Origin of the sequence: Streptomyces sp. NPDC047315, from assembly GCF_040643215.1 — a bacterium.
Lineage (GTDB): Bacteria > Actinomycetota > Actinomycetes > Streptomycetales > Streptomycetaceae > Streptomyces.
In genome coordinates this window covers 1-26,493 of record NZ_JBEYTZ010000047.1, presented here as the reverse complement: position 1 = coordinate 26,493, position 26,493 = coordinate 1, and the positions used below count along the sequence as shown (strand labels likewise).

Annotated in this window: 21 protein-coding genes and 1 pseudogene; 15 read left to right on the top strand and 7 right to left on the bottom strand. The window is 71.9% G+C overall.

Annotated features, from left to right (window positions below; all coding sequences use genetic code 11):
• The first annotated feature begins 203 nt into the window (after nucleotides 1-203).
• From ABZ842_RS35220 to ABZ842_RS35205, 4 genes are read left to right on the top strand one after another with little or no spacing between them, the layout of a single operon-like run.
• The gene (locus ABZ842_RS35220; protein WP_361546595.1) at nucleotides 204-338 is read left to right on the top strand and encodes a chaxapeptin family lasso peptide; all 135 of its coding nucleotides are present in this window, start codon (nucleotides 204-206) and stop codon (nucleotides 336-338) included.
• Nucleotides 339-347: 9 nt separating this feature from the next.
• Complete coding sequence (locus ABZ842_RS35215; RefSeq protein WP_361546592.1) at nucleotides 348-2,174, top strand: lasso peptide isopeptide bond-forming cyclase; 1,827 nt, start codon at nucleotides 348-350, stop codon at nucleotides 2,172-2,174.
• The gene (locus ABZ842_RS35210) at nucleotides 2,158-2,415 is read left to right on the top strand and encodes a lasso peptide biosynthesis PqqD family chaperone (RefSeq protein WP_361546589.1); all 258 of its coding nucleotides are present in this window, start codon (nucleotides 2,158-2,160) and stop codon (nucleotides 2,413-2,415) included. The genes ABZ842_RS35215 and ABZ842_RS35210 overlap by 17 nt, the downstream gene beginning before the upstream one ends.
• Nucleotides 2,412-2,828 carry a lasso peptide biosynthesis B2 protein gene (locus tag ABZ842_RS35205; protein ID WP_361546586.1) on the top strand — a complete coding sequence of 139 codons (417 nt, stop codon included), beginning with the start codon at nucleotides 2,412-2,414 and terminating at the stop codon, nucleotides 2,826-2,828. Before ABZ842_RS35210 ends, ABZ842_RS35205 begins: the two co-directional genes overlap by 4 nt.
• 49 nt (nucleotides 2,829-2,877) lie before the next feature.
• On the opposite strand, the gene ABZ842_RS35200 is transcribed toward ABZ842_RS35205, so the two are convergent.
• The 3 genes from ABZ842_RS35200 to ABZ842_RS35190 all read right to left on the bottom strand — a co-directional run bounded on the left by ABZ842_RS35200 (nucleotide 2,878) and on the right by ABZ842_RS35190 (nucleotide 6,562).
• Nucleotides 2,878-3,477, bottom strand: coding sequence for a dihydrofolate reductase family protein (locus ABZ842_RS35200; RefSeq protein WP_361546583.1), 600 nt, complete (start codon nucleotides 3,475-3,477; stop codon nucleotides 2,878-2,880).
• 136 nt (nucleotides 3,478-3,613) lie between these two features.
• On the bottom strand, nucleotides 3,614-5,722 hold the full coding sequence (locus ABZ842_RS35195) for a pentapeptide repeat-containing protein (protein ID WP_361546580.1): 2,109 nt from the start codon (nucleotides 5,720-5,722) through the stop codon (nucleotides 3,614-3,616).
• A gap of 192 nt (nucleotides 5,723-5,914) precedes the next feature.
• Nucleotides 5,915-6,562 carry a DUF3710 domain-containing protein gene (locus ABZ842_RS35190; protein ID WP_361546577.1) on the bottom strand — a complete coding sequence of 216 codons (648 nt, stop codon included), beginning with the start codon at nucleotides 6,560-6,562 and terminating at the stop codon, nucleotides 5,915-5,917.
• 242 nt (nucleotides 6,563-6,804) lie between these two features.
• Between ABZ842_RS35190 and ABZ842_RS35185 the strand changes: the two genes are divergently transcribed.
• The 4 genes and pseudogenes from ABZ842_RS35185 (at nucleotide 6,805) to ABZ842_RS35170 (ending at nucleotide 10,107) form a co-directional block, all read left to right on the top strand.
• Nucleotides 6,805-7,470, top strand: a complete 666-nt coding sequence (locus ABZ842_RS35185; RefSeq protein ID WP_361546574.1) for a hydrolase — start codon at nucleotides 6,805-6,807, stop codon at nucleotides 7,468-7,470.
• Nucleotides 7,471-7,602: 132 nt separating this feature from the next.
• Nucleotides 7,603-8,067: a MarR family winged helix-turn-helix transcriptional regulator gene (locus ABZ842_RS35180; protein WP_361546571.1), complete on the top strand. Its 465-nt coding sequence runs from the start codon at nucleotides 7,603-7,605 to the stop codon at nucleotides 8,065-8,067.
• Nucleotides 8,068-8,137: 70 nt separating this feature from the next.
• Nucleotides 8,138-8,950 (top strand): annotated as a pseudogene (locus ABZ842_RS35175) (ATP-binding protein); the annotation flags it as partial.
• Between the two features lie 362 nt (nucleotides 8,951-9,312).
• Nucleotides 9,313-10,107 carry a tetratricopeptide repeat protein gene (locus tag ABZ842_RS35170; protein ID WP_361546568.1) on the top strand — a complete coding sequence of 265 codons (795 nt, stop codon included), beginning with the start codon at nucleotides 9,313-9,315 and terminating at the stop codon, nucleotides 10,105-10,107.
• Nucleotides 10,108-10,209: 102 nt separating this feature from the next.
• Here the strand turns inward: ABZ842_RS35170 and ABZ842_RS35165 are convergent, their stop codons facing one another.
• On the bottom strand, nucleotides 10,210-10,830 hold the full coding sequence (locus ABZ842_RS35165) for a helix-turn-helix domain-containing protein (RefSeq protein ID WP_361546565.1): 621 nt from the start codon (nucleotides 10,828-10,830) through the stop codon (nucleotides 10,210-10,212).
• A 133-nt stretch (nucleotides 10,831-10,963) separates the two neighbouring features.
• Between ABZ842_RS35165 and ABZ842_RS35160 the strand changes: the two genes are divergently transcribed.
• The 6 genes from ABZ842_RS35160 to ABZ842_RS35135 all read left to right on the top strand — a co-directional run bounded on the left by ABZ842_RS35160 (nucleotide 10,964) and on the right by ABZ842_RS35135 (nucleotide 19,649).
• On the top strand, nucleotides 10,964-12,154 hold the full coding sequence (locus tag ABZ842_RS35160; RefSeq protein WP_361546562.1) for a CoA transferase: 1,191 nt from the start codon (nucleotides 10,964-10,966) through the stop codon (nucleotides 12,152-12,154).
• Between the two features lie 114 nt (nucleotides 12,155-12,268).
• A complete protein-coding gene (locus tag ABZ842_RS35155) occupies nucleotides 12,269-13,723 on the top strand; it encodes an MFS transporter (protein ID WP_361546559.1) in 1,455 nt (484 codons plus the stop codon).
• Nucleotides 13,720-15,156, top strand: coding sequence for an amidase (locus ABZ842_RS35150; protein WP_361546556.1), 1,437 nt, complete (start codon nucleotides 13,720-13,722; stop codon nucleotides 15,154-15,156). The genes ABZ842_RS35155 and ABZ842_RS35150 overlap by 4 nt, the downstream gene beginning before the upstream one ends.
• Nucleotides 15,157-15,470: 314 nt before the next feature.
• Nucleotides 15,471-17,687, top strand: a complete 2,217-nt coding sequence (locus tag ABZ842_RS35145; protein ID WP_361546553.1) for an MMPL family transporter — start codon at nucleotides 15,471-15,473, stop codon at nucleotides 17,685-17,687.
• Nucleotides 17,688-17,769: 82 nt separating this feature from the next.
• On the top strand, nucleotides 17,770-18,954 hold the full coding sequence (locus ABZ842_RS35140) for a sensor histidine kinase (protein WP_361546550.1): 1,185 nt from the start codon (nucleotides 17,770-17,772) through the stop codon (nucleotides 18,952-18,954).
• A gap of 11 nt (nucleotides 18,955-18,965) precedes the next feature.
• Nucleotides 18,966-19,649 carry a response regulator transcription factor gene (locus ABZ842_RS35135; RefSeq protein ID WP_361546547.1) on the top strand — a complete coding sequence of 228 codons (684 nt, stop codon included), beginning with the start codon at nucleotides 18,966-18,968 and terminating at the stop codon, nucleotides 19,647-19,649.
• A gap of 53 nt (nucleotides 19,650-19,702) precedes the next feature.
• On the opposite strand, the gene ABZ842_RS35130 is transcribed toward ABZ842_RS35135, so the two are convergent.
• The 3 genes from ABZ842_RS35130 to ABZ842_RS35120 form a co-directional block, all read right to left on the bottom strand.
• The gene (locus ABZ842_RS35130) at nucleotides 19,703-20,728 is read right to left on the bottom strand and encodes a hypothetical protein (RefSeq protein ID WP_361546544.1); all 1,026 of its coding nucleotides are present in this window, start codon (nucleotides 20,726-20,728) and stop codon (nucleotides 19,703-19,705) included.
• Between the two features lie 8 nt (nucleotides 20,729-20,736).
• Entirely contained in the window at nucleotides 20,737-24,279 is a 3,543-nt protein-coding gene (gene dnaE, locus ABZ842_RS35125; RefSeq protein ID WP_361546541.1) for a DNA polymerase III subunit alpha, read from the bottom strand.
• 573 nt (nucleotides 24,280-24,852) lie between these two features.
• Nucleotides 24,853-25,953, bottom strand: coding sequence for a LysR family transcriptional regulator (locus ABZ842_RS35120; protein WP_361546538.1), 1,101 nt, complete (start codon nucleotides 25,951-25,953; stop codon nucleotides 24,853-24,855).
• A gap of 88 nt (nucleotides 25,954-26,041) precedes the next feature.
• On the opposite strand from ABZ842_RS35120, the gene ABZ842_RS35115 reads away from it, so the two are divergent.
• A partial coding sequence (locus ABZ842_RS35115) for a PHP domain-containing protein (protein WP_361546672.1) occupies nucleotides 26,042-26,493 on the top strand: 452 nt, incomplete at its 3' end.

Genomic DNA, 26,493 nt, shown 5'->3' with positions numbered 1-26,493 from the left:
CGCCGCACCGCCCGCCGCACACAGACCGGAACACCTCGATGAAGTCCTCCTTTTCACTTCTGTTGGCTATCACTCGGACCGTGATATCACCGGAATCCGGCTTGGATTCACGCAGGGGCACTCTGACTGGAAACCTCCTAGATCACGCACTTGAGCAAACGTAGCTTCGTGTTGATCGCAAACCCTGCGAATGGAGGATCATCATGGAACCCCAGGTGACCGAGGTTCAGCCGGAGGCTTACGAGGCGCCCGCCCTCATCGAGGTGGGCGAGTTCTCGGAGGACACCCTCGGCTTCGGGAGCAGGCCGCTGGACAGCTTCGGCCTGAGCTTCAGCTAGGCCGGAACAGTGCGCACCGGGTTCGTCGTCCTGCCTGATTCCCCGAGTACCGGCCACCTTATCGACGGGCTTGCGCTACGAGCGCCGCGCACGCTCCGGTACGCGTCGGGGCGGCCGTGGATCGTCGGGGAGTGGGGCGACGAGGACATCGTGGTCGCGAGCGTCGGCCCGGTGCGGGTGGTGGTGATCGGGTTCTGCCCGGTCACCACCGCCGAACTGACCTCGTCGACCCGCCGGATTCGCACCGTTGCCGAGGTGAATCGACTGGCCTCAGAGCTGCCCGGAAGCTTCCACCTCGTCGCCGAGGTCGGCCGACAGCAGCGGGTCCAGGGCAGCGTCACCGGCCTCCGTAGAGTCGCGTGGGCGAAGAGCGACGGCCATACCGTCGTCGCCGACCGCACCGACGTTCTCGCCCGGCTGACCAATGCCGAAATCGACGATTCCCTACTCGCCACGAGAGTGGCGTGCGGCGGAATGCTTCCCTCGCCGCTGCGCGATCGCAGTATGTGGCTGGGCGTCAATTCCCTGCCACCAGAGCACTATCTCCTGCTCGAAAGCGGACGGCCGGCACGCGAAGTGCGATGGTGGCAGCCACCTGCTCCGGAAAGGACCCTCGCCGAGGGGGCCTCGGAGGTCAGGAATTCCCTCACCTCCGCTCTGGAGAAGAGGAATCCAGGCAACAGGACCGCCGACGGCCGGCTCAGCGCGGACCTGTCGGGCGGGCTCGACTCCACCTCGCTGGCCTTCCTCGCCGCCCGGACCACGCCCCACCTCCTCACGCACCGCTGGGCGGAGGCCGAAGCGGGCAACGACGACGGCACCTACGCGGCGATCGCCATACGGGAGTTGCCCGATGCCGAACACCTCGTCGTTCCGCAGGCCGACATGCCGCCCGTCTTCACCGACGCACACCTGAACGGCGACCCCGAGCAGCCCTATCTCTTCGCCCGGACGACCGCCCGGGCCGTGTACACCGCCCGTACGCTCGCCGCGCACGGCTCCACGATCCACATCGCCGGCCACGGCGGGGACGAACTCTTCTACAAGTTCCCCGGATATCTGCACCCACTGCTGCGCCGACGTCCGCTCACCGCCGTCCGGCACCTCCGCGCCCATCTGGCCCTCAGCCGCTGGGACCTGAAGTCCACCGTCGCGCAACTGCTCGACAACAGCGGGTTCCCGGACTGGTGGCGGCGTCAGTCGGACGGGCTGGCCGCACCGCCGCCCGAGGGCCGGCTGCCACCGCTGGGCTGGGGGTTCACGTCCCTGCACGCCCAGCCCTGGGTCACCGGTGAGGCCCTGCACGCCGCCCGCACCACGCTCCGGACGGCGGCGGAAGAGGCCCACCCCTTCGCCTCCGACCGGGGGCAGCACCAGTACCTGCTGGCGCTACGCACCACGGCACCGGCGTACGCGCAGGTCAGCCGGTTGTTCCAGCGAGCCGGCGTCAGGCTGGACATGCCGTACCTGGACGACCGCGTCGTGGAGGCGGCCCTGTCCGTCCGGCTGGAGGAGCGGGCCCACCCCTGGCGCTACAAGCCGCTGCTCGCCGAGGCCGTGCGGGGCATCGTCCCCGAGGCGATCACCGCCCGTGCCACCAAGGGCGAGTTCAGCGCCGACCTGAGCCTCGGGCTGCGCAGGAACCGCATGAACGTGCTGGACGTCCTCACCGACTCCGCGATCGTCGAGAGGGGGCTGATCGACGCCGACGCGCTGCGCCGCCTGCTGCTCGCGCCCCAGGCCGACCACTCCCGGAACATAGCCCTGGAACACCTCCTGGGCTGTGAGACCTGGCTCCGCACCGCCACGAGGGGACAAGATGCGCCTGCACCCTGACGTCATCACCGCCGAAACCGAGGACGGCACGGTCCTGCTGCACCAAAGGACCGGCCGTTACTGGCAGCTGAACACCACGGGCACCACGGTCATCACCGGCCTGACCTCGGGCGATTCCCTCGACGAGATCGCGCACCGGATGGCCGAGCGCTACGGCCTGCCCGCCGAGCAGGCCAGGCGGGACGTCGAGGCCGTCGTCCGGCAACTGCGCACCGCCCGACTGGTGGAGGGCGCCCCGTGAGCATCCCCGCCGCGCTGGTCGAGCGCGAGAAGCCGCCCTTGCGCCGCAGGGCGCTGCCCCTCGTCGCGGTCGGTGTCGCCCGTCTCCTCAGCAGGGCGAAGCCCGCACGGCTGCGTGCCGTGCTGAGCTACGCGCGACGCGGCGCCGAACCGGCCACGGCGCAGCAGGCCACGGCCGCGCGACGAGCGGTCGTCGCCGTCAGCCAACGGTGCGCGGGGCAGGCGTGCCTCCAGCGCTCCATCGCCGCGGCGCTGCTCTGCCGGGCGCGCGGATCGTGGCCGACCTGGTGCACCGGGGTGCGGACCAGCCCGTTCGAGGCACACGCCTGGATCGAGGCTGAAGGCCGACCGATCGGCGAGCCCTACCCGGACGGCCACTACCGACCCCTGTTGACCGTCCCTCCGGTTTCCTGAACGACGGATGGCGGCGGCCGGCGGCCTCCGCCCCCGGCGCGCCACCAGCTCACTTCTTGACGCGGTAGCGCAGGTGGGTCACGCCGGTGCCTTCGACGACCTCCACGGGGCCGTCGAACTGCACGGGAGCGGTGCCGAGTTCACCGAAGAGCTTCTTCCCGTCGCCCAGGACGACCGGCACCAGCGCGACGCCGAACTCGTCGAGCAGACCGGCTTCCAGGCACTGCCGGGCCATCTGCCCGCCGTTCACCACCACGTCCTTGGCGCCGGCCAGCTCCTTCGCCCTGGCCACGGCCGCCTCGATGCCCTCGGTGACGAAGACGAAGTTCTCGTCGTCCTCCGGCCGGTCCTCCGGGCGGCGGTGCGTGAGGACGACCACGGGCACGTCCATCGGGTGGCGTCCGCCCCAGGCGTTCGTCATGTCGTAGAGGTGCCGCCCGACGACCAGCGCCCCCGTGTTCCCCCACTCCTTCGTGACGACCTCGGCGCTGGCCGCGGAGACGCGGAGCGGCGGCACGTCGGGGCTGGCCGTCGGGATCTCGACGTCGCCGTTGCCGTACCACTGGAACAGCAGGTCGAAGCCGCTCTCCTGCGGTCCGGCGATGTAGCCGTCGAGGGACATCGTGGCGCCGGTGGTGACCTTGCTCATGGTGTTGCTTCCTTCGCTCGTCGGCGGGTGTCATGGGTACGTCGGAGCTGGAGCCCGCTTCTCTACATCCCGCGCCGGGGTTCTTTCCGAACTCGGCCGACCGCGGGATCCGCGGGCACGCAGGCATGCACGCGGCTCAGCGCTTGACGCGGTTGCGGACCGCGAGGACCGCCAGGCCCAGGAGGACGGGTTCGGTCAGGCGGGACGCCATCTCGACGTAGGCGCCGGCGGTGGTCAGGTCCTGGCCGGAGGAGCGGAACACCACGGAATTGAGCGTGACGTTCAAGGCCTTCTCGAAGCGCTCGCCGGTGAACCTGTGCCCGGTGGGGTTCTCGGGGTCGGCCTTGGCTATCTCGAAGGTGACCCGGCCTCCGCCGGCGGGGACGGTGCCGGTCGCCGTCTGTCCGGGGGAGTCCTTCGGGAGCCCGAAGCCCATCAGCAGCACGGTGGTGACGACCATGGCGGCGACGAGCCAGCCCACGGCCCGGGAAGCGCGCAGTCCGTAGCCGGACAGCATCCAGTAGCCGTGCAGCAGTCCGCGTTCGGCGCGGCTGGTCCCGGTGCGGTCGCGGCGGCGCATCTCCATCTCGCCGTAGTAGAAGTCCGCCGCGCCCGGCTCGTTCTTGCCGTCCTCGAACGCCTTGCGCAGCGCCCGGTACACCGGCGCCAACTGCGCGGGCCCGACGTGCCGGGCGCCGAAGACCGCGACGTTCCAGCCCCGGGCCGCCGCCGGCCGGCTCGCGCGCCAGTTGTGCTCCTCGGCGAGGGTGCGGCGCGGGGTGAAGCGGGCGAGGCGCCCGGGGGTGCGGGACGGCACCCCGTCGAAGGTGCAGTCGCCTTCCAGCCGTAGCTGGTCCAGGTGCACGGTCCCGGTGAACAGGCACCCGGACAGGTCGACGTCGGCGAGGACCAGGTGCGCCGCGTCCACGCCGCGCAGCGAGGCCACCCGCACGGTGGCGTCGGACGCGTCAGGCGCGACGGGCAGGTTGGTGAGGGCCCCTTCCTCCACCGGTCGCCCGTCGGACCGGACGAAGGGTTCGGCGTCCGCGGCGATCGTGAGGGGGTACTCGAAGACGGCGTGGGCGAAGTCGACCGTCGTGTGGCGCAGCCGCAACTCGGCCGTCGACAGCCAGCGCGTACGCCGGCACTCCAGGCCGCGCGCGGCGAGCGAGAGCATCGCCGGCTCCTTGAACACCGCCTCGGACAGCTGCACCCGGCCGGCACACACCAACGGCCCGAGGCTGAGCGGCCGTTCGAAGACCGTCTGCGAGAAGAGGGCGTCGCCCCGGAAGACCGCCCCGCCGAACCGGACTTCGTCCTCGAAGGTCGCCCGTTCGAACACGGCGGGGTGCTCGAAGGTCGTCGACTCGAAGCGGGCTTCGCCCCGGAAGGTCGACGTGAACTCGGCCCGGTCCTGGAAGGTGGCCTCGTTGAACGCCGCGATGCCCTGGAAGGTCGCTCCGCCGAACTGGGCCTCGCTCTCGAAGGTCGTCGACACGAAGGCGGCGACGTCGTGGAAGTTCGCCCCGCTGAAATCGACGGGCTCCTGGAAGGTCGCTCGGGTGAACACGGCATGGGAGCGCTCGAAGACCGCCGACTCGAACGAGGCACCGCGCCGGAAGGTCACCGACGGGAACCAGGCAATGCCCTGGAAGGTCGTCCCGGTGAACCAGCTGTTCCCCTGGAAGGCGGCCGTCTCGAACCACGCGTCGCGCCGGAAGGTCACCCCGTAGAACCCGGCATCGCGCTCGAAGGTCGCCGACTCGAAGCGGGCGTTGCCGTGGAAGACCGCGCCTTTGAACCAGGTGTGGCATAGGAGCGACGCAGACCCGAAACCGGCGACGCCATGGAAGTTCGCCTCGTTGAACGAAGCGTTGGTGCCCTGGAAGGACGTCGACGCGAAGCCGGCGAAGCGGTGGAAGACCGCCCCGTTGAACGAGGTCCTGCCGTGGAAGGTCGCCGAGTCGAACCCGGCGACGCCTTCGAACACCGCTCCCTCGAACGAGGCGTCCCCCAGGAAGGTCGCCCCGTCGAACCGGGCGGCCAGGAGGACGTCGTCGCCCGGGTCCGCAAATTTCGCTCCGTCGAACTGGGCCTCGCCCAGCAGGGGGTGTCCGGTGGCCGGGTCGCGGAGGGCGTCGAGAAGCGCGTCGAGGAGTTGTCTGGTGAAGGGGGTGCCGCGGTGGTCGACGTCGGCGCCGGGGCTCAGGCCGGCCAGATAGGCGCCGCGGTCGACGTCCGTCACGTGGGCCAGGCATGCCTCATGGCCGGAGAGGTGGACACCACGACAGGTCTCCGACCAGTCTTCTTCGAGGCGACAGTGAGTCGACGTGAACGGTGCAGGGCTCGTGTGGTCCATGTCCGAAGGACGTCGCACCCGGCCGGACAGTTGCCGGTTGCGTCGCCACGTTCCCGGGGCTCGGGCCTCGGCCGGGGCTCACGCCCGCGGTCGCCGAACGCGGAACCGGGGAGGGAGCCGGGGGCGGGTCCTCGGCCGTGGGAACGGCCGCTCTGAGTCGGGGTCTTCGGCGGGTTCCGCCGTGGCTACGTCGGGGAGGCGCAGGGGGATCGCCTCGTCGGGCTCCATCGGATACCCGGGAAGCACCACCACGGTCCGACGGAAGGTCTCCGCGAGGGGGCCCGCCAGCCGCCCGGGGCGCCGGGCGATCAAGCCGTAGAAGACACCGCGCAGCACCCATCCCGGCCCGTCCACCCCGGCGAACCGGATCTCCTGCCACGACCCGGCGCCATCGTGCGCTTCCTCGTACATCCGTGCCCGCACTTCCGGCCCGAAGGTCCCCGGGGACTCCTCCGCGGTACCGCCCTGATCGACGATGCCCCGCACGATCCTGCCGCGGATGTCCTCCCAGCCGCCGTCCTCCGGCGCGGCGAACGCCTGGAGCTGCACGGAGCTGCCTCCCAGGATGACGGTCGCGGCGACGGGGACTTCGCCCACCAAATCCACGCGCACCTCGACCACCCCCGACACCGGAACGAGCAGCCCGCCGAGGTCGACTCGCTCCTCGGCGGGGTCGGGGTCGGGGAGTTCGGAGATGTCCCAGGGGCCAGCGGGGCGGTGCGTCATGCGATCACTCCTGTGAGCCGGGGGCCACGTCCACTGGCGTCCACCCGCTCGGTGCGGGCGTCCGCGATCCGTAGGGGAAGTGTCCCGTCAGGACGCCCGTGACGTCGAGGTTCCGTTCCACCGCCAGGGGCCCCTCGCCCCCGAACGGCCATCCCTGGACAGGTAGTTGATACGTCATGTAAAAAAGATGATGCATCAACCAAACTGGTTCGTGTGCGCCCCCGCACCCCTAGGAGATCTCGATGAGCACGTCGCCGAAGGCCGGCCTCGAAGCCCTGCTGACCCCCGAGGAGAGCGTCCTGGTACTGATCGACCACCAGCCGTACCAGTTCGCCAACCTGCACAGCCACGAGCCGATGATGGTCACCAACAACGTCGTGGGCCTGGCCAAGGCGGCCAAGGGCTACGGCGTCCCGACGATCCTGACCACGGTCGTGGAAGAGCGCGGGGGGCTGCTGATCCAGCCGTTGCAGGACGTCTTTCCGGACCAGAAGCCGATCAACAGGACCTTCATCAACACCTGGGAGGACCAGGTCGTGGTGGACGCCGTGAAGGCCACCGGCCGCAAGAAGCTGATCATCGCCGGCCTGTGGACGGAGGTCTGCGTGGCCATGCCCGCCATACACGCGGCGGGCGAAGGCTTCGACGTCCACGTCGTCACCGACGCCTCCGGGTCCGTGTCGGCCGAGGCCCACGACATGGCGGTGCGCCGCATGGTCCAGGCCGGGGTCGTGCCGATCACCTGGCTGGCCGTGATGAGCGAGTGGCAGCGCGACTGGGCCCGTACGAACCTCATCTCGCCGGAAGACCAGTTGGCGGCGCTGGGGCACGCGGGCGCCACCGGGGTCGTGACGGTCTGGGAGCAGCAGCTCCTGAACACCCCGGTCGCCGAGACGGCCGGAGCGTAACGGCTGGGCCGTGAGGGGGCGGTCCCGGCACGGGTGTGCCGGGGCCGCCCCCTGCCCGTCGGACGGGAAGCCGACCGGGCGTACATCCGAGCGATCAGATGACGCATCGACCAGTTCACTAGACTCGACGCCGTGACTGACCGGGTGGACTGGCTGACGGCGGAAGAGCAGCACGCGTGGCGGAGTTTCGTCCGGCTGCATGAGCGGCTGATCGGCCGCCTGTCGCATCTGCTGCAGACGGAGTCCCACTTGGCGTCGGCGGATTACGCGGTCCTGGTCAACCTGACGGACGTGCCGGAGGGCCGCCAGCGGTATCAGGACCTCGCGCGGGCGCTGGAGTGGGAGAAGAGCCGGATGTCCCACCACATCACGCGCATGATCGGGCGAGGGCTGGTGGTGCGGGAGGACTGCCCGGAGGACGGGCGGGGCGCCTTCGCGGTGATCACGGAAGCGGGACGCGAGGCCATCGCGGCGGCGGCCCCACTGCACGTACAGGCAGTCCGGTCCCTCTTCCTGGACCACCTCACCGGGGCGGAGCTCCGAACCCTGGCCGAGATCTCCACCCGAGTGGTGGAGAAGCTGGACGACGACGCCTGAACGCGGGGTTGGTGACGGCGCGGAGCGGGTACAGACCGTCCAGGTCACCCGCTGGCAGACCCGGTTGGAGATGCTCCTTGAGGAGCTTCCCGACGAGGAGCGGCAGCAGGTGGCCGCTGAGCTCCAGGCCCTCGTCCAGCAGGCGCAGGCCCAGGCCCCGGCGCAGAGCACACACAACGACTTCAGCAACGCGACGTTCACCAACAGCCAGGTTCTCGGCAGCGGCACGCAGAACAACACGAGCGTCAACGTGCAGGCGTACGCGGCGGTGCCGACCGCGCTGAACACCCTGCGGGGGCTGCCGCAGGAGTTCACCGGCCGCGACGACGAGATCGCCAAGGTCCTCTCCCTGTTCGACCCCGAGACGGCTTCGGGCGCGCCGGTGGGGTCGGTCGCGGGGCTGCCGGGCGTGGGCAAGACCACGCTCGCCCATGCCGTGGGACATGCCGCGCGCGACAAGGGCTGGTTCACCGGTGTGCGGACGCTGAACCTGCGCGGCTACGACCCGAACCCCGTTCCGCCCGAGGACGCGCTGGAGGCCCTACTACGGGCCCTCGGCGTCGCGGCCAACCACATCCCGCCCACGCTGGACGAGCGGGAAGGGCTCTACCGGGCTCAACTCGACGCGCTGGGAAGGGAAGGGGAGCGGATTCTGATCGTGGCGGACAACGCCTCGACCTCAAACCAGGTGCGCTCCCTGCTCCCGGCCCGCCACCACGGCGTACTGGTGACCTCCCGACACACCCTGCCCGGCCTCGGCGCCCGCCTGTTCAACCTCCACCCCCTCCAGCCGGACGCCGCCGTCGACCTCCTGGGCCAGCGGCTGGCGGTCGCGGAACCCGACGACCGGCGCGTCGAGGACGAGCCCGCAGCCGCGGAGGAACTCGTCGCGCTCTGCGGCTATCTGCCCCTGGCCCTCCAGATCGCCGCCGCGCTCCTCGCCGACGACCCCGACCAGCCGCTCTCCGAGCGCGTCCAAATGCTCACCGACGCGGGCAGCCGCCTCGGCGGCCTCGACGACGGCGAACGGAACCTGCGCGCCGTCTTCGACGAATGCCTCACCCGGCTCACCCACCAACAGGCCGACCTCTACCGGCTCCTGGGTCTCCATGCCGGCCCCGACATCTCCACGCCGGCCGTCGCGGCCCTCACCGGCCAACCCGCCGACAAAGTCACCCTCCTCCTGCGACAACTCGTCCAGGCGCGCCTGCTCATCCAGGACAGCCAGGCCCGCGACCGCTGGTTATGCACGACCTCCTACGCGTCCACGCACAGGAGCAGGCCCGCACGACCATGGACACCGGCCGCGCCTCCCGCCGCCGCTACGAACAGGCCCGCACCCGCCTCACCGACCACTACGTCCGACACGCCCAAGCAGCCGACACCCACCTGCACCCCCCGGGCCGGTCCGTGTCGACGCTGTTCACCGGGCGGGAGCAGGCGCTGGCGTGGTTCGACGCCGAACGCGAGAACCTCCTCGCCACCACCCACACCCACGCCCACACCCAGATCGCTCTGGATCTTGGATTCGCCCTCGGCCGCTACTTGGACTGGCGACGGCATTTCCAAGACCAGGTCACCGTCCGCGCCCACGCCCTCGCGGCCTGCCAGGCACTCAGCGACACGCTCAATCAAGCCGGCGCTTGGAACAACCTCGGCAACGCGCTCGGGAATCTGAAGCGGCACGCCGAAGCACTCGACGCCCACCGAACCGCGCTCCAACTCCACCAGGAGAGCGGCGACGTCCACGGCCAAGCTGTCGCCTGGAACAACATCGGCGCCGCCAGTCGAGGGCTGGAGCGCTACGCGGAGGCGATCGCGGCAGGCGAGAAGGCAGTGGCGATGCTGACCCAGGACGAGGACTGGGCACGCGCCGGGGAAGCCTGGGGCGAACTCGCCACCACCCTGGACGCGTCCGGTGCCGAACCGTCCCGCGTCCGGGGAGCGTGGGAGCAGTCCGCCGCCGCCTACACCCGCGCCGGCGAAGACGAAGCCGCAGCCACGTCCCGTGCCAACGCCGAAGATCCGCCGGGCACCTGACCAGCCGGCCGTGCTGAGCGCGTGCCCGGCAACGGTTGGCTCCATCGAGGCGCTGACCACGGCGACGGCCCTGCCCCGCGCGGAAGCGGGCCGCCGCGTCCGTCACTCCGACGGTTGCTGATCCGGTGACGGAGCCGTGAGGCCGGCCACCATGCGGGCGAAGGCACGGGCTGCCCGTTCGTCCAGTTCTTCCAGGGGGATCCCGGTGTCGCGGGCGTACGCCTCGCGGAAGATGACGTATCCCATCTGCGCCGCGGCCGTCATCACGTGGGCGGCTTCCGCGTCCGCGCCGTCGGGCAGCGAACCGTCGTCCGTGTCCCGTGCGAGGCTCTGGCGGGTCCGGTCGAACCGGGGGAAGGGGCTGAAGCCCTCGTCTCCGTCGAGGGCCAGCAACGCTTCGAGACGGACCAGTTCGGGCGCGTCCAAGCGGTGGTGGAACATGGCCTGCCGGCGTTCGGCGAACGGCAGCTCCCAGTGCCCGTCACGGTCGGCGGCCTGGCGTTCGACCAGGTCGGCCGCGGCTGCCCGGAGAAGGGACTGGCGGGTGCCGAAGTACTGGTAGATCTGGCCGTGGTTGACCCCGGCCTCGGTGGCGATCTCGCGGAGGTTGACGCCGGCCAGCACCCCGTCGCGCTGAAGCAGCTTCCGCGCGGCGGCCAGTAGGTCCGCCTCGGTCTCCTCCCGGGTGCGCCTGCGCCGCCGAGCCCGTCCCGTCTCGCCCATGCCCTCTCCCCTTCCGTCCCCGTGGATGGATTGTCCCGCAGCAGACCCTTGCCACGCCGCCGTGGTCAGCCTATGGTCCCGCTAACAACGATTCGTTAATAACGAAACGTGAATTCAATGTGGAGGGACACCCATGGCGCAACTTCCGCTGGACGGCATACGCGTCCTCGACCTCTCCACCGTCCTCGCCGCACCCGTCACCGCCACCTTCCTCGGTGACTTCGGCGCCGACGTGGTCAAGGTCGAAGAACCCGGACGCGGCGACTTCACCCGCGGCCCGGCTGCCGGAGCGCGCTCCCCGTACTGGGCCCAGGAGGCGCGCAACAAGAAGTCGGTGACACTGGACCTGCGCACCGAGCAGGGGCAGGACCTGGTACGGAAGCTCGTCCCGCACTTCGACGTGGTGATCACCAACTACCGTCCGCCCACACTCGAAAAGTGGGGCCTGGACCCAGAATCCCTCCAGACGCTGGCTCCCGGTGCGGTGCTGGTGTACGTGACGGGGTACGGGCTGACCGGCCCCTACCGCGACCGCGGCTCCTTCGACCGGACCGCGAGCGCCTTCGCCGGCCTGACCTACGTCACCGGCGACCCCGACCGGGCTCCCGTGCGCAGCGGCTACTCGACGATCGACTACATGGCGGCCTACCTCGGCGCCTTCTCGGTGGTCACCGCGCTCTACCACCGCGACACGGCCGGCGGCGGCGGTCAGGTCATCGACCTCGCACTGTACGAGGCCGGATTCCGCGCCTCCGAGGACGCGCTCACCTCGTACGCCACCACGGGTGCCGTCCGTGAACGGCTCGGCAACCGCAATCCGCAGATCGTCCCCGCCAGCGACTTCACCACCTCCGACGGCCGCCGGATCTCCGTCCACGCGGGAACCGACGCGCTCTTCGGCCGCCTCTGCGCCCTCATGGGAACACCGGAACTGGCGAGTGCACCCGAGTACCGCACGCGGGCCGCCCGCGCCGAGCACGCCGACGCCCTCTACGCGACGGTCGCCGGCTGGGCCGCCGCGCACACCGCGGACGACCTGACCAAGATGCTCAGCGACGCGGACATCCCGGCCTCCCCGCTGATGAGCATCGCCGACATCGCCGCGGATCCGCACTACCGGGAGCGGGGCACCCTGGTCACCGTGACGGACCCCGACTACGGCGAGCTGCCCATGGTCGCGCCCCTTCCCCGGATGTCGAAGACCCCGGGAAGCATCCGTTCGACCGGCCCCGCGCTCGGCGCGCACAACACGGAGATCTACCGGGAACTGCTCGGCCTCAGCGCCGAGACCGTCGCCGCCCTCGGCGCCGACGGCGTGATCTGACGGACGTCCCCGGCCACCGCGCCTCGCCCCCACTCGCGCCGGTTCGGCACGCGTCCGCACCCTCCACACCCGTGACGTCCTCTTTCCCCATCTCCTCGGGAGAACCCGCGTACCATGGCCGCCACCGCCGAAGCCGCCGCGCTCGGGAACCGTCTCGACCGGCTCCCGCTCAGCGCGTTCCACCGCAGACTGGTCATCGCCCTGGCCGGGATGATCCTCTTCGAATGGGTGGAGACCTACGCGTTCGCGTTCGTCGCCCCCGCCCTGCGCGACCAGTGGGGCCTCTCGCTCTCGGCAATCGCCCTCGTGGTGGGCATCAGCCAGCTCGGCGCCTTCGCCGGAGGCGTCCTCGGCGGCTACCTCGCCGACCGGATCGGCCGGCGCCGCACCATGCTCGCCTTCGTCACCGTCTACTGCGCGGGCGCCGCCCTGTGCGTCATCGTGCAGACGCCGTGGCAGCTGGTCGCGGCCCGCAGCGCGGCACACTTCGGCGCGCAGGGCATGGCGGTCGTCGCGATCGTCGTCCTCACCGAATTCGTCCCCGCCGCCGCCCGGGGCCGGTTGCAGACCTACAAGGTCGCGGTGGGCTCGCTCGGCATCCCCATCGCCGCCTGGGCGGGCTACTTCCTCGTACCGCAGTGGACCTGGGGGTGGCGGCTCGTCTTCGCCCTGGGCCTGTTCGGCGCCGTCTTCGCCTGGCTGATCCGCCGCTGGGTACCCGAGAGCCCGCGCTGGCTGGCCTCCCGCGGCGACTTCGCCGGGGCGGAGGAGATCGTCCGGTCCATCGAGAAGCAGTGCGGCGTCCGGCCCCCCGCCGAACCCGGCCCGCCCCCCGCGGCCCTCGAACCGGCACCGCCGGTTCCCGCCCCGGCCCCGCCCCGGGTCACGGAGCTGCTGGCCCGCCCCCACCGTCGCCTGTTCCTCGTCGTGGCGACGATGTGGGTGACCGGGCTGCTCGCCTACTCCGCCTACAACACCTGGACCCCCACCCTCCTGTCGGAAACCGGCCTCGACCTCGACGACACGCTGCTGCTGTCCGCCGTCCTGGCCACGGCCGCGCCGCTCGGCGCGCTCGTCGCCGTGCCGCTCATCGACCGGTGGGACCGCAGGCGCACCCAACTCGCCCTGGGTGCGCTGACCGCCACCGCGCTGCTCCTCTTCGGGCTCGTCCGGGCTCCGGTGGCCGTCCTCGTCCTGGGCTGTGTGGTGAGCCTGCTCTTCCAGATGGCCGTGCCCTTCCTCCAGGTGTACTCGGCCGAGGTGTTCCCCACCCGGATCCGCGCGCTGGGCTCCGGCACCTCCAACGCCTTGTCCCGGATCTTCAACTTCGCCGCCCCGAGCATGGTCGCCCTGGTCTTCACCGGTCTCGGCTACACCGCCGTGTTCGTCGTCCTCGCCGCACTGAGCATCACCGGCGGCGTGCTCGCCGTGGCCTTCGGCCCCCGCACCACCGGCCTGAGCCTGGACGCCACCCCGCCCCCCGGAAACCCGCGGACCGACCCGCGCACCGACCCTCACACCGACCCGCGCACAGCCCTTCCCAGCGCACAGGAGCCCGACCGCCCATGACCGATCTCTCCTTCGCCTCCGCGACCGAACTCACCACCCTCATGCGACGCCGCGAACTGTCGCCCGACGAGCTCATGCGCCACACCCTGGACCGGATCGAGACCGCCGACGCCGAACTGAACTCCGTCGTCGCCCTGGACCCCGAGCGGGCACGAGCCGAAGCAGCCGCCATGACCGCGCGGATCGCCCGAGGCGACGACATCGGCCCCCTGGCCGGGCTGCCCGTCCTGGTCAAGGACCTCGAAGACGCTCAGGGTTTTGTCACCAGCCGGGGCACCAGCGCCTACCGCGACAGCCCGCCCGCGGCCCGCGACGGCATCCAGGTCGCCCGACTGCGCGCCGCCGGCGCCCTGATCATCGGCAAGACGAACGTGCCGCCGATCGGCGCCGGCGTCCACACCGCCAACGAAGCCTTCGGCATCACCCGCAACCCCTGGGACCCCGAGCGGTCCCCGGGCGGCTCCAGCGGCGGCGCCGCGGCAGCGGTCGCCGCCGGACTCGTCGCCCTCGGAACCGCCGGGGACGGGGGCGGATCCACCCGCATCCCGGCGGCGCTGTGCGGGGTCGTCGGCCTCAAACCGAGCCGCGGTCGCATCCCCCACGGCCCCCACCGTCTGCCCAACTGGCCGCAGCACGCCTGCCTCAGCGGCATGGCCCGCACCGTCCGCGACACCGCACTCCACCTCGACGTGGCCGCCGGCCACCACCCGGCCGACCCGTACTCACTCCCCGCACCGGCGATCTCGTACGCGGGCAGCCTCGACACGCCCCTGCCCGTCCTGCGCGTGGGGGTCCTGCGCACCCTCGGCATAACCGCCCCGCGCCCCGAGATGCTGCACGCCCTGGAACGGACGGCCGTCCTCCTGCGCGACCACGGCCACCAGGTCGAGGACGACGATCCGACGATCCCGGGGGCCACCGAATTCCCCGCCCCCTTCCTCCTGCGCCAACAAGTCCTGGCCTACAACCGCCTCATGGGCGTACTCGACGACTTCACCGCGCGACGCCACACCTTCGAGCCGTGGTTCGCCGACGTCCTCGACGAAGGCCGCACCCTCAAGCTCGACGACTTCGCCGCCTACTGGGACCACCGGGCGCGGCTCGACCGATGGGCAGCCGAACTCTTCGAGCAGTACGACCTGCTGCTCATGCCGACCGTACCCACCACTGCATGGCCCGCGGATGGCCCGGACATCGCGGCGGCCGTACGCGAGCGGACCGTCCCGATCGCCTACACGTCCGTCTTCAACGACACCGGCCACCCGGCGATCAGCATCCCCGCCGGCTTGAGCCCGGACGGACTCCCCTGCGCCGTACAACTCGTCGCCCCACACCACCGCGAAGACCTCGTGCTCCGCGCCGCCCAGGTCGTCGAAACCGCCCACGGCACGCTCCACCCGCCGGCCTTCACCGACCTCCCGCCGACTCCCTGACCCACAGCCGCGAGGTGGACCGCGGCAGACGCTCACGGAGACCAGCCGGCCTCCCGCTCGCCGAGCGGCTGCGGGCGTGGCCCCGGATCGACCGGCTCGACGGCGCCTGCCCGCCCGGCTGCCCGCGCCCTGCTGAACGCCACGGTCTCCTACTGCAACTGCGGCAGACGGAACTGCTGCACCCGCACGAGAGGCGCCGCCTCCTCGGCCCAGCGCAGCAGCGGACAGTTGCGGCAGCTGGAGGACGACGTGCGGGGGTGTCGGAAGTGAGGGTGGAGGTCCACCCGCGGTCCGACTTCAGAGAGGGCATCTTTGTGGCCACCTTCCTCTACCGACTGGGCAGATCCGCGTTCCGCGCGCGCTGGCTCGTCGTGGTCCTGTGGGCCGTCGTGCTCGGCGCCCTCGGCATCGCCGCCGCCGTCGCGCCGGCCGCCGAGGAGGACACCGGCTCCTTCATGCCCGGCATCGAGGCGCAGAAGGCGTACGACCTGATCAACGAGCGGTTCCCCGGAGCGGACGCCGAGGGGGCGAGCGCGCAGATCGTGTTCGTCGCGCAGGACGGTCAGAAGGTGACCGCCGCCTCCGTCCGCGCCGTGATCGACGAGTTCGTCGACGAGGCCGGCAGGGGTGATCAGGTCGCCGCTGTCGCCTCTCCGTTCAAGGCCGACTCGGTCAGCGGGGACGAGTCCACCGCCTACGCCACCGTCTCCTACAAGGTCGCCCGGACGGATCTGACCGAGGCCAGCAAGGACGCGCTACAGGGAGCCGTGGACGCGGCGCGTGGCCAGGGCGTCACCGTCGAGGTCGGTGGGAACGCGCTTGCCACCCAGCCGGCTGCCGGCGGCACGGCCGAGGTCGTCGGCATCTGCATCGCCGCGGTGGTCCTGCTGGTCACCCTCGGCTCCCTGGCTGCGGCCGGCCTACCGTTGCTGACCGCACTCATCGGTGTCGGCATTTCCATGGCCGCAATCATGGCGGTCGGCAGCTTCCTGGGCCTGTCGACGACCACCGGCACCCTGGCCATCATGCTGGGCCTGGCCGTCGGCATCGACTACGCGCTGTTCGTCGTCACCCGCTACCGCGAGGAACGCGCGGGCGGCCACGTGCCGCGCGAAGCGGTGGGCCGGGCCGTCGGCACCGCGGGCTCGGCGGTCGTCTTCGCCGGACTCACCGTGATCATCGCCCTGGCGGGTCTGGCCGTGGTCCAGGTCCCGATGTTGACCAAGATGGGCCTGTCCGCCGCCGCGGCCGTGGCGGTCGGCGTCATCATCGCCCTCACCCTTGTCCCCGCGCTGCTGGGCATGTGGCCGAACGCCGTCCTCTCCCGTGCCGTCCGCAAGGGCGGTGCCGGCCGCGGCCGGGCGAACGACGAGGGCAACGGCGGGCAGCGCTGGGCACGGTTCGTGCTGCGCCGCCCCATCACCGTCCTCGTCACCGCCGTCCTGGGCCTGGGTGCCCTGGCCCTGCCGGTGACGAGCCTGGAGCTCGGGATGCCGGGTGCCGAGTCCCAGTCCACCGCCACCACCGAGCGCCGGGCCTACGACGCCCTGGCCGAAGGCTTCGGTCCGGGCTTCAACGGCCCCCTGACCGTCGTCGTCGACGCCCGTGGCGCTTCCGACGCGCAGAGCGCCGCCGCGGGCATCGCCAAGATGATGAAGGACTCGCCCGGCGTCTTGAACGTCACCCCCGTCCGGTTCAACAGCTCCGGCGACACGGCCCTGTTCTCCGCGGTCCCCTCCACCAGCCCCACCGACGAGGCCACCAAGGACCTGGTGCAGGAGATCCGCGACGAGCGCGCCGCCATGGAGGCGAAAACCGGCGCCACTTTCGAGGTGACCGGCTCCACCGCCATGAACATCGACACCGCCACCGGCATGCAGAGCAAGCTGGTGCCCTACCTGACCGTGGTCGTGGGACTCGCGCTGATCCTCCTGCTCGTGGTCTTCCGCTCCGTCCTCGTCCCCGTCAAGGCCGCCTTCGGATTCCTCCTGTCGGTCCTGGCGTCCCTCGGAGTCGTCGTCGCCGTCTTCCAGTGGGGCTGGGGAGCCGACCTCCTCGGCATCGAGGAGACCGGCCCGATCATCAGCCTCATGCCGATCTTCCTGGTGGGCATCGTCTTCGGCCTGGCCATGGACTACGAGGTGTTCCTCGTCGCCCGCATGCGTGAGGCGTACGTCCACGGCGAACACCCCCGCCAAGCGGTCGTGGCCGGCTTCAAGCACAACGCCCGCGTCGTCGTCGCGGCGGCGGGAATCATGATGGCCGTCTTCTCCGGCTTCGTCGGCTCCGACCAAGCCATCATCAAGACCATGGGATTCGGACTCGCCGTCGCCGTCCTGTTCGACGCCTTCGTCGTCCGCATGGCGATCGTCCCCGCCGTCCTGACCCTGCTCGGCGACAAGGCATGGTGGCTACCCCACCGGCTCGACCGACTGCTGCCCCACCTCGACGTCGAAGGCGCCGCCCTCGACACGCCGCCCAAGGAGCGCGCCCCTGACGACGCCGGGCACAAGGAGACCGCGTCCGTCTGACCCACCCCGCGGGAGAGGCCCTGGTTCACCGGGCGCCTCTCCCGAACTCCTATCTTGTTCGTAGTCGTCACGGGAGAGCGACATGAGCCGAACCGAGGTGGCCCCAGCGGGCCCGGCCCGACGCCTGCGCGAGCCACTCGCCCTGCTCGGCCTGTTCGCCCTCGCCGTGGCGGGCTGCTTCACCAGCGTCCTGGTCATCGAATCCCCCCGCTCCCTGTGGCCCGGGGTGGCGCTCGCAGCCGCCGGCTGCGCGAGCCTGACCTGGCGCCGCCGCCACCCGCTGCGGGTCCTGGCCGCCACCACCGCCTCCACCCTCGCCGCGGGCGGTCTCGGATACCTGCTCACGCCGCTGCTGATGGGGCCGCTGCTGCTGGCCCTGTACGACCTGAGCCTGCGCGCCAGCCGGCCCTCCGCCCGAGTCGCCTCACTCGCCGTCGCCACCGTCACCGCCGTCGTAGCACTGCTTCTGCAGCCGCCGGGCCAACCTCTCGTCCTCAAGGTCGTCAACCCCACCGCCTGGGTCCTGCTGGCCGCACTCACCGGCAGCTACACCGGTGTCCGTCGCACCCTCGCCACAGAGCGCGCCGAACAGGAGGAGCGCGCTCGCCAGGAAGAGGTGTGGCGCCACGTCATCCAGGAGCGGATGAGGATCGCCCGCGAACTGCACGACGCCGTCGCCCATCACCTGGCCCTGGCCAACGCCCAGGCCAGCACCGCCACGCACCTCTTCCGCTCCCACCCCGATGCGACCCACGAGATGCTGCGGACCCTGTCGCAGACGACGGCGACGGCCCTGCGGGAGATGAAGTCCACCGTGAGGCTGCTGCGGCAGGACTCCGACCCGCTCGCCGAGAACGCGCCCGCTCCCGGCCTCGCCCAACTCGACGACCTGATCGCCGCCCTGGCCACCGCCGGCCTCGGCGTCACGCTCACCCTCGACGGCGAGCGGCGGCCTCTCACGGCCGGCGCCGACCTGACCGCGTACCGGATCGTCCAGGAGGCTCTGACCAACGTCACCAAACACGCCGCCACCTCCCGGGCCAACGTTCACCTTGCCTACCGGCCCGACGCGCTCACCATCACCATCACCAACGACACCCCGCCCGGCAGCCGGCCGGCCGGAGTCCCGACCGAGCCCACCCAGGGATTCGGCCTCATCGGCATGCGTGAACGCGCCCATTCCGCCGGGGGGACCCTCAGCGCCGGGCCTCGCCCCGAGGGCGGCTTCCGGGTCACCGCCGCCCTGCCCCTCGGCCCCTCCAGCTGAAAGCGCCCGCCATGACCATCCGTGTTGCACTCGCCGACGACCAGGCACTCCTGCGCGCCACCTTCCGGATCCTCATCGACGCGGCCCCCGGCATGAGCGTCGTCGGGGAGGCCGCCAACGGGCAGGAGGCCGTCGGACTCGCCCACGACCACCACCCCGACGTGCTGGTCATGGACATCCGCATGCCCGGCACCGACGGGATCGCCGCCACGGATCTCATCGCCTCCGACCCGGCCCTGGCAAGCACCCGGATCCTGATCCTCACCACGTTCGAGGACGACGAGAACGTGGCCAGGGCGCTACGCGCCGGCGCGAGCGGCTTCCTCGGCAAAGACGTCAGCGCCGAGGTCCTCCTCACCGGCATCAAGACCGTCGCAGCAGGCGAAAGCCTGCTCTCTCCAGCAGCGACCCGCTCGCTGATCAGCCGCTTCCTGACCACGCCCGAACCGCGAACCCCTGTGACCCCGCCCAGGCTCACCACGCTGACCGAACGGGAGCGGGAGGTCGCCCTACTCGCCGCGCTCGGCCGGACCAACGACGAGATCGCCCAGTACCTGGTCGTCAGCCCGCTGACCGTCCGCAGCCACATCCAACGCGCCATGACGAAGGTCGGCGCCCGCGACCGCGCCCAACTCGTCGTTGCTGCCTACCAGAGCGGCCTCGTCACCCCCGGGCAGACCGACCCCTCCCCCTGACGGCACGGCGCCGTCAGCGGCCTGACCGGCCAGACTCAGCTTCCCGTGGCTTCCTATGGCGCCGAGTTGCCCGTCGGCGCCGGAGGCGTGCCCAGGGCCGCGAGGTGGACCGCGTCCGGGCCGAAGCGGGCGCGGGCGCGGTCCGCTGCCGCCTCCAGGCGGTACGCGCGGTCGTCGGTCGGGTCGAGGGTGAGTTGGTGGGTGGTGCGGTCCGCGGGGGCGATCGCCTCCGCGCGCAGTGTGACGCCGCGTACCCGGGCGCGTTGGAGGGCGAGGGACGCGTACATGCGGGTCGCCTCCGTCGCCAGCGCGCGCGAGTGGGCGGTGGGTTCGGGCAGGGTGCGGGTGCGGACCGTCGTCGTGCGGTCGGCGTACGAGACGGTCAGCACCAGCACGCCGCAGGCCAGCCGCTCGCGCCGCAGCCGCCAGCCGATCTCCTCCGCGCAGCCCAGCAGGGCCCGGTGGTGCTGTTCGGGGTCGAGTTCGTCGCGGCCGAACTCCCGTACCGCGCCCACCGAACGCGGCGGCGCCTTCGGCGCCACCCGGGTGGCATCGACACCCCGCGCGGCGTCCGCGAGCGACCGGGCCGCCGGGGCGCCGAGGATGCGGGCGAGCGTCGCGGTCGGGACGCGCTGCACGTCGCCGACGGTCTTCAGGCCGTACGGGGAAAGGGTGCGGACCGTCGCGGGGCCGACCCCGGGCAGCACCCCGACCGGCAGCGGTGCCAGGTAGGCCGCGGCCTCTCCCGGTTCGGCGGGGGCGCAGCGGATCGCGCCCGGGGGGCCGTTCTGGGCGGCGATCCGGGCGAGCAGGGGGTTGGGGCCGACGCCGACGGTGCAGTCGATCCCGTACACCGCGGCGACCCGCAGCCGCACCAGCGCGGCCAGGTCCCGCGCATCGCGCCCGAAGTAGCGGCGGGCGCCCGCGACGTCGGCGAACGCCGCGTCCGGGGGCAGCGCCTGGACGACCGGGGTGATGCCGCCGAGCAGGCCGATCAAGCGCCGGTACACCGCCTCCGTACCCGGGTACTCGAAGCGGTCGCCGTGTTCGCGGACGCCGAAGTGGACGTAGAGGATCACGGCGACACCTACCCCGCGCTTCCGCGGCTCGCGTGGTGCAGCGCCCGACCGCCCACGAGCGGGACGCCGGGCGGGCGCAGGTCCGCCCAGGCGTGCATGACGTAACCGGTGGGCTCGGTGAGGGTCCGGCCCTCGCGCTCCCCGGCGGGCCGTGCGTACGGCTTGGCCAGTCGGTCCGCCACCGCGCCCGCGCCGCCGTCGCGGTACAGGTCGATCAACTCGCCCAGGTCCCACGCCGCGAGGCCGGTCACGCTCAGGCTGTGCGGCTTGCCGCGCGGGCGGGCGACCGTGCCGCGCACCAGCAGCAGCGCGCTGTGGAAGACCGTCGAGGCGCACCGGTCGTGGCTGTCCTCGAAGAAGGCCAGGTCGGACAGGCCGGTGGGGTCGTCGAGGGTGGCGAAGATGACCCGGCGCCCGCCCCGGATCGGCGGGGTCTGCGTCGCCGTCTTCACCCCGGCGACCAGCACCGTCGTGCCGTGCGGCAGCTCCCCGATCCGGGCGGCCGGGGTCACGCCGATGTCCGCGAGCAGCGGGCGGTGGTCGTCGAGGAGGTGGCGGGTGACGTCCATGTCGAGTACGTCGAGCTCCGCAGCGAGTTGGTCCCAGTCGTCCATCGCGGGCAGCCCGCCGTCGTCACTCCGTACGGCTCCGACGTCCGCCTCACTCGCCTCGCCCGTCTCGCCCAACGGCAGTTGCCCCTCCCCCACCGAATCCCGTCCGTGTCCGTGTCCGTGCCGGTGCAGCTCGGTGATCTCCAGCAGCACCTCGCGCCGGCCCGCCCCGCCGGTCACCCCGTCCAACGCCCCCACCCTCGCCAGCCGTTCGGCCACCGGCCGGCTCGGGTGGGCGCGCTGCCAGAAGTCCGGCAGGGAGACGTACGGGCGCCCCGCCTCGATCCGCCCGGCCTCTGCCGCGCTGATGCCGCGGACGTGCGCGAGCCCCAGCCGTACGCCCCACTTCTCCACCCCGTTCTCAGACACCAGTTCGATCACGGACTCCGCGCGGGACGCGTTCACGTCCGGCAGCAGCACCGGCACCCCGCGCCGCCGCGCGTCCGCGACGAAGACCCGCTTGTGGTACATCCCGGGGTCGTGGGTGAGCAGCCCCGCGTAGAACGCCGCCGCCCGGTGGGTCTTGAGCCAGGCGGACTGGTACGTCGGACGGGCGAACGCCGCGCCGTGCCCCTTGCAGAAGCCGTACGCGCCGAACCCCTCCAGTACCGTCCACACCTCCCGCACCACCTCGGCCGAATAGCCGCGGCGCCGTGCGCGGTCGGCGAACCAGGCGCGCAGCCGGCCCTGGCGGTCCCGGTCGGAGAGCGCGCGCCGGGCCTCGTCCGCCTGGCCCAGGTCGCAACCCGTCATCTTCTCCATGATCTGGATGACCTGTTCGTGGAAGACGACCTGGCCGCCGGTTTCGGCGAGGACCTCCCGCAGGTCGTCGTGCGGATAGCGGACGGGGACGCGGCCGTCGCGCACCGCGATCAGCGGGTCGATCATGTTCGCGGCCACCGGGCCCGGCCGGAAGAGGCTGATGTCCAGGGTGATGTCGTCGACCGTCCGGGGCCGCAGCCGCCGCACCAGGTCGCGCTGGCCCGGCGACTCGATCTGGAAGCAGCCCATGGTCTGGGACGAGCCGATGAGTTCGTACGTCGCCGGGTCGTCCAGCGGCACCTGCGCGGGGTCGTCGATGTCGAGCCGTTCGCCGGTGACGCGTTCGACCTCGGCGACCGCGTGCGCCAGCGTCGACTGCATCCGCACGCCGATCAGGTCCGCCTTGATGTGCCCGGTGTCCTCCACGTCCTCCTTGTCGAACTGCGCCATCGCGATGCCGTCGAGGGTGGTGGGGACGACGGGGGTGCGGTCGAGGAGGCCGCCGTCCGAGATCAGCAGGCCGCAGGGGTGCATGGCGGTGCCGTGCGGCAGCCCGTCCAGCGCCTCCACCAGCGTCCACAGCCGGCCGTGGTCCTCGCCCGCGACTTCGCGCAGCTCCGGCAGCTCCCGCAGGGAGGCCCGCACGTCCTTCGCGCGGATCTGCGGGAACGCCTTCGCCAGCCGGCGCGCCTCGTCGGGGTCGATGCCGCGGGCGCGGGCGACGGCCTCGATCGCGCCGCGCGCGCGGTACGTCTCGTACACGGCGAGGGTCGCGACCCGATCACTGCCGAAACGTTTCAGCACGGCTTGGTAGACCTCCACGCGCCGAGCGCTCTCCACGTCCAGGTCGATGTCGGGCATGGCGGTGCGGTACGCGGAGAGGAAGCGCTCCATGACGAGCCCGTGCTCGACGGGGTCGACCGGGCTCATCCCCAGCAGGTGCACCACCAGCGAGCCCACGCCCGAGCCGCGCGCCGCGATCCGTACGCCCATGTCCTGCACCAACCGAACGATCTCGGCCATGGTCAGGAAGTAGCCGGCGAGGCCGAGGCCGGCGATGATCCGCAGTTCCTTCTCCAGCCGGTCCCAGCGTTCGCCGTCCCGGTGGTGGCCGCGGTGCATCATGGCGCCGGCGCAGCGGGCCGCCAGCTCCCGGTCGGCGGAGTCCCGGGTGGCGCCGATCAGATGGGGTTCCGGCAGGTGGAGCCGGCCAAGGCCGAAGGCGTCGCCGGGGTCGACGACGCAGGCGTCCGCCGTCTCCTCCGTGGCGGCGAGCAGCGCGCGGGCGCGGCGGGCCACCGGGTTCGCGCCTGCGGCGTCGGCGATGCGCTCGGCGATCCGCTCCATGCTGCCGGCGTCTTTGAGCCAGCGCTCGCCGCCGTCGAGCGAGGCGCCGTCGCGGACGTCGACGGGGACCAGCAGGCGCGCCGAGTCGAGGATGTCGGCGACCTCGCCCTGGCCGGGGTCGGCGTACCGGACGGCGTTGGTGAGCACGGCGGTGACGCCCTGCTCGTCGGCGAGGGTGAGCATCCGGGCGGCGAGCCGCAGCGAGCCGGGGCCGGCGCCGGGGCGGTCGTGGCAGGAGACCTCCAGGCGCAGGGCGTCGCCGAACCGCTCGCGCCAGGGTTCCAGCAGCCGTACGGCGCGGTCGGGGCGGCCCTGCGCGAGGGCGCGGCCGACCTCGGAGTCCGCGCCGAGCAGTACGAACAGCCCGCCGTCGGTACCTTCGGCAGGCGTGGCTGCGTCCGCGGCCCGGTCGAGGTCGTCCCAGTCGATCCCGCTGTCCGCAGACGCGGAGACGAGCCGACAGAGGGCGGCCCAGCCCGGTGCGGTACGGGCGAGGAAGACGGCGCGCTGGGCCGGCTCGGCGACGAAGACGCCGCCTTTGGCGGGGGTACGGGCGTGTGCGGCGTGCGCAGCGTGCGCGGCCTCGGCGGGGGCGCCGTTCGGGCCGGGCCGCGGCACCGCGGGCACCCCGAGGTCGCTGCCGAACAGCGGCCGGATCCCGACGGCGGCGCACGCCTTGGCGTGCCGGACCGCGCCCGCGAGGCTGTCCCGATCGGTCAGCGCGAGCGCGTCGAGCCCCCGCTCAGCGGCGCGCAGGGCCAGGTCACGGACGTGACTGGCCCCGTACCGCAGGGAGAACCCGGAGGCGGTGCGGAGATGCGTAAACGACATGCGCACCTCCTCTCACCAGCCACAACGCTCCCTCCGACCGACGGCCCCACGTGACTTCCCGACCTCACGATAAACCACTTTCGAAGAAATGTTCGAAATCGAAGGGAGGGCTGTCGACCAGAGAGACGTACCCGACATTTCGAACATATAGCACTCACGGACCGCGACGCCGAGAGCAGAAGGAGAGGGCGAGGCCCTAGGGTCGCGCCCGGCAAGCCCCGCGCGCGACCCTGTGCCTCTAGACATGGCCGCCGTTTCCCTGCGGGAGCATTGGTCTCCACCGCCCGGTGGTGGGCTGGCCGGCGGGGGTTTAGGGGCGCGAGGAACTGCGCGAACAACCCACCACGGTCCGCAGACACCGACGTCCCCGCGGGGCTACGGCGAGTGGGTATAGGGGTACTGGGCCCCAGGCCGGCCCTCTGGGCACAAGGGGCGCTGGAGGTGCCCCATGACCTCTGGGCATAGGTGGGGGTGCCCCGTGCCCGCAGGGCACAAGGGGAGGAACTGCGCGACAAGCCACCCGCGGGCCGCAGGCGCGACAACACAGCCCGCCGCACGGCGAAACCGCGGCGTTCAGGGGCGTCGCGGGCGCCCCAGCGCCTGCGGAACGTCCGCCGCCGTCGGCAGCCACGGCCCCCGCCCCACCGCCGCCCTCGCCGCCAACTCCCGCAGCTGCGCCCGCCCGGCCTCGCGCGCGTACCGGACGAGCCGGGGCAGCTCCGGGTGCGGGTTCCCGGTGTGCCACACCAGGGACCAGGGGTAGACGGGGGCGGGCGGGGCCAGCGGGATGCGGAGCAGCCGCTGGTGGTTGCGCCACACCACCCGCGTACGGTCCCCGACGAAGGTCAGCCGCGCGCCGGCCCCGTCAACCGCACCGGACCCGTCCGCCCCGCCAACCCCGTCCAGCAGCGCGTCGACGCCGAAGTCCGGCCCCGACGTGTCGACGGCGAGCGCGAAGTCCCGGGCCAGCTCGCGATAGAAGGCCCCCCACTCGCGGCTCTCCGGCAGCCCCGGCATCCACACGGTGTGCGGGGCGAGGTCCGCCAGCGCGAGGGGACGCGCGCCGGCGAGCGGGTGCCGCTCGCCGACCACCACCTCCAGCTCCTCCAGGCACACCAGCGCGCTCGCCAGCCGCCCGTCCCACTCCGCCGCCGGCCTGCGCAGGTACGCGAAGGCCGCGTCCACCTCCCCGTCCAGCAGCGCCCGTACGGCCGACTCCGCACCGTCCAGCGTCACGACCTCCAGCGGGGCGTCGGGGTGCGCGCGATGGAAGTCGCGCAGCACCTCCGTCGAGGCGAGCAGGTTCCGCAGCACGTCGACCCGGAGCGGGCGGCCCTCGTGGCGTACGGACTCGACGGCCCGGCGGACGGCGGCGAGCACGGCGCGGGCGTGCGGCAGGAAGGCGCGCCCGTCGGCGGTCAGCTCGGCGCCGGTGGGGACGCGGGCGAACAGCGCGACGCCGAGGGTCGCCTCCAGCGCCGCGACGCGCTTCGACACCGCCTGCTGACTGACGCCGAGCCGGGCGGCGGCGTGCCGGAACTGCCCCTCCTCCGCCACCGCGACGAAGGTCCGCACGGCTTCCAGGTTCACCCTCTCGATCCCCCGGCCCGTCCCCTCGATCCCCAGGCCCATCCCCTCGTTTCCCAGGCCCGTCCCCTCGCCCCTCAGCTCCATCCCCCGACGCTACCGCGACAACCAACGGTTGTCGGAAGGGCCGTTCGGTTGTTTGATCGACCGCACCGCCCCCGATTTGAATGGGCGAATGCCCCCGACGAAACCGCCCTTCACGCATCTGCACGTGCACACGCAGTATTCGCTGCTGGATGGTGCGGCGCGGTTGAAGGACATGTTCGCCGCGTGCAATGAGATGGGCATGACGCACATCGCGATGACCGATCACGGGAATCTGCACGGGGCGTATGACTTCTTCCATTCGGCGGTGAAGGCGGGTGTGACGCCGATCATCGGGATCGAGGCGTATGTGGCACCTGATTCGCGGCGGAACAAGCGGAAGGTGCAGTGGGGTCAGCCGCATCAGAAGCGTGATGACGTGTCTGGTTCGGGTGGTTATACGCATAAGACGATCTGGGCGTCGAACAAGACGGGGTTGCACAATCTGTTCCGGTTGTCTTCGGATGCTTATGCGGAGGGGTGGTTGCAGAAGTGGCCGCGGATGGACCGGGAGACGATCTCCCAGTGGTCTGAGGGGTTGAT

What these genes read in the sequence shown, in the direction of transcription:
- ABZ842_RS35220 (WP_361546595.1), top strand. Translation starts at nt 204, where the DNA reads ATGGAACCCCAGGTGACCGAGGTTCAGCCGGAGGCTTACGAGGCGCCC.
- ABZ842_RS35160 (WP_361546562.1), top strand. Translation starts at nt 10,964, where the DNA reads ATGGCGCAACTTCCGCTGGACGGCATACGCGTCCTCGACCTCTCCACC.
- ABZ842_RS35210 (WP_361546589.1), top strand. Translation starts at nt 2,158, where the DNA reads ATGCGCCTGCACCCTGACGTCATCACCGCCGAAACCGAGGACGGCACG.
- ABZ842_RS35170 (WP_361546568.1), top strand. Translation starts at nt 9,313, where the DNA reads ATGCACGACCTCCTACGCGTCCACGCACAGGAGCAGGCCCGCACGACC.
- ABZ842_RS35185 (WP_361546574.1), top strand. Translation starts at nt 6,805, where the DNA reads ATGAGCACGTCGCCGAAGGCCGGCCTCGAAGCCCTGCTGACCCCCGAG.
- ABZ842_RS35200 (WP_361546583.1), bottom strand. Translation starts at nt 3,477, where the DNA reads ATGAGCAAGGTCACCACCGGCGCCACGATGTCCCTCGACGGCTACATC.
- ABZ842_RS35140 (WP_361546550.1), top strand. Translation starts at nt 17,770, where the DNA reads ATGAGCCGAACCGAGGTGGCCCCAGCGGGCCCGGCCCGACGCCTGCGC.
- dnaE (WP_361546541.1), bottom strand. Translation starts at nt 24,279, where the DNA reads ATGTCGTTTACGCATCTCCGCACCGCCTCCGGGTTCTCCCTGCGGTAC.
- ABZ842_RS35165 (WP_361546565.1), bottom strand. Translation starts at nt 10,830, where the DNA reads ATGGGCGAGACGGGACGGGCTCGGCGGCGCAGGCGCACCCGGGAGGAG.
- ABZ842_RS35190 (WP_361546577.1), bottom strand. Translation starts at nt 6,562, where the DNA reads ATGACGCACCGCCCCGCTGGCCCCTGGGACATCTCCGAACTCCCCGAC.
- ABZ842_RS35135 (WP_361546547.1), top strand. Translation starts at nt 18,966, where the DNA reads ATGACCATCCGTGTTGCACTCGCCGACGACCAGGCACTCCTGCGCGCC.
- ABZ842_RS35155 (WP_361546559.1), top strand. Translation starts at nt 12,269, where the DNA reads ATGGCCGCCACCGCCGAAGCCGCCGCGCTCGGGAACCGTCTCGACCGG.
- ABZ842_RS35120 (WP_361546538.1), bottom strand. Translation starts at nt 25,953, where the DNA reads ATGGAGCTGAGGGGCGAGGGGACGGGCCTGGGAAACGAGGGGATGGGC.
- ABZ842_RS35150 (WP_361546556.1), top strand. Translation starts at nt 13,720, where the DNA reads ATGACCGATCTCTCCTTCGCCTCCGCGACCGAACTCACCACCCTCATG.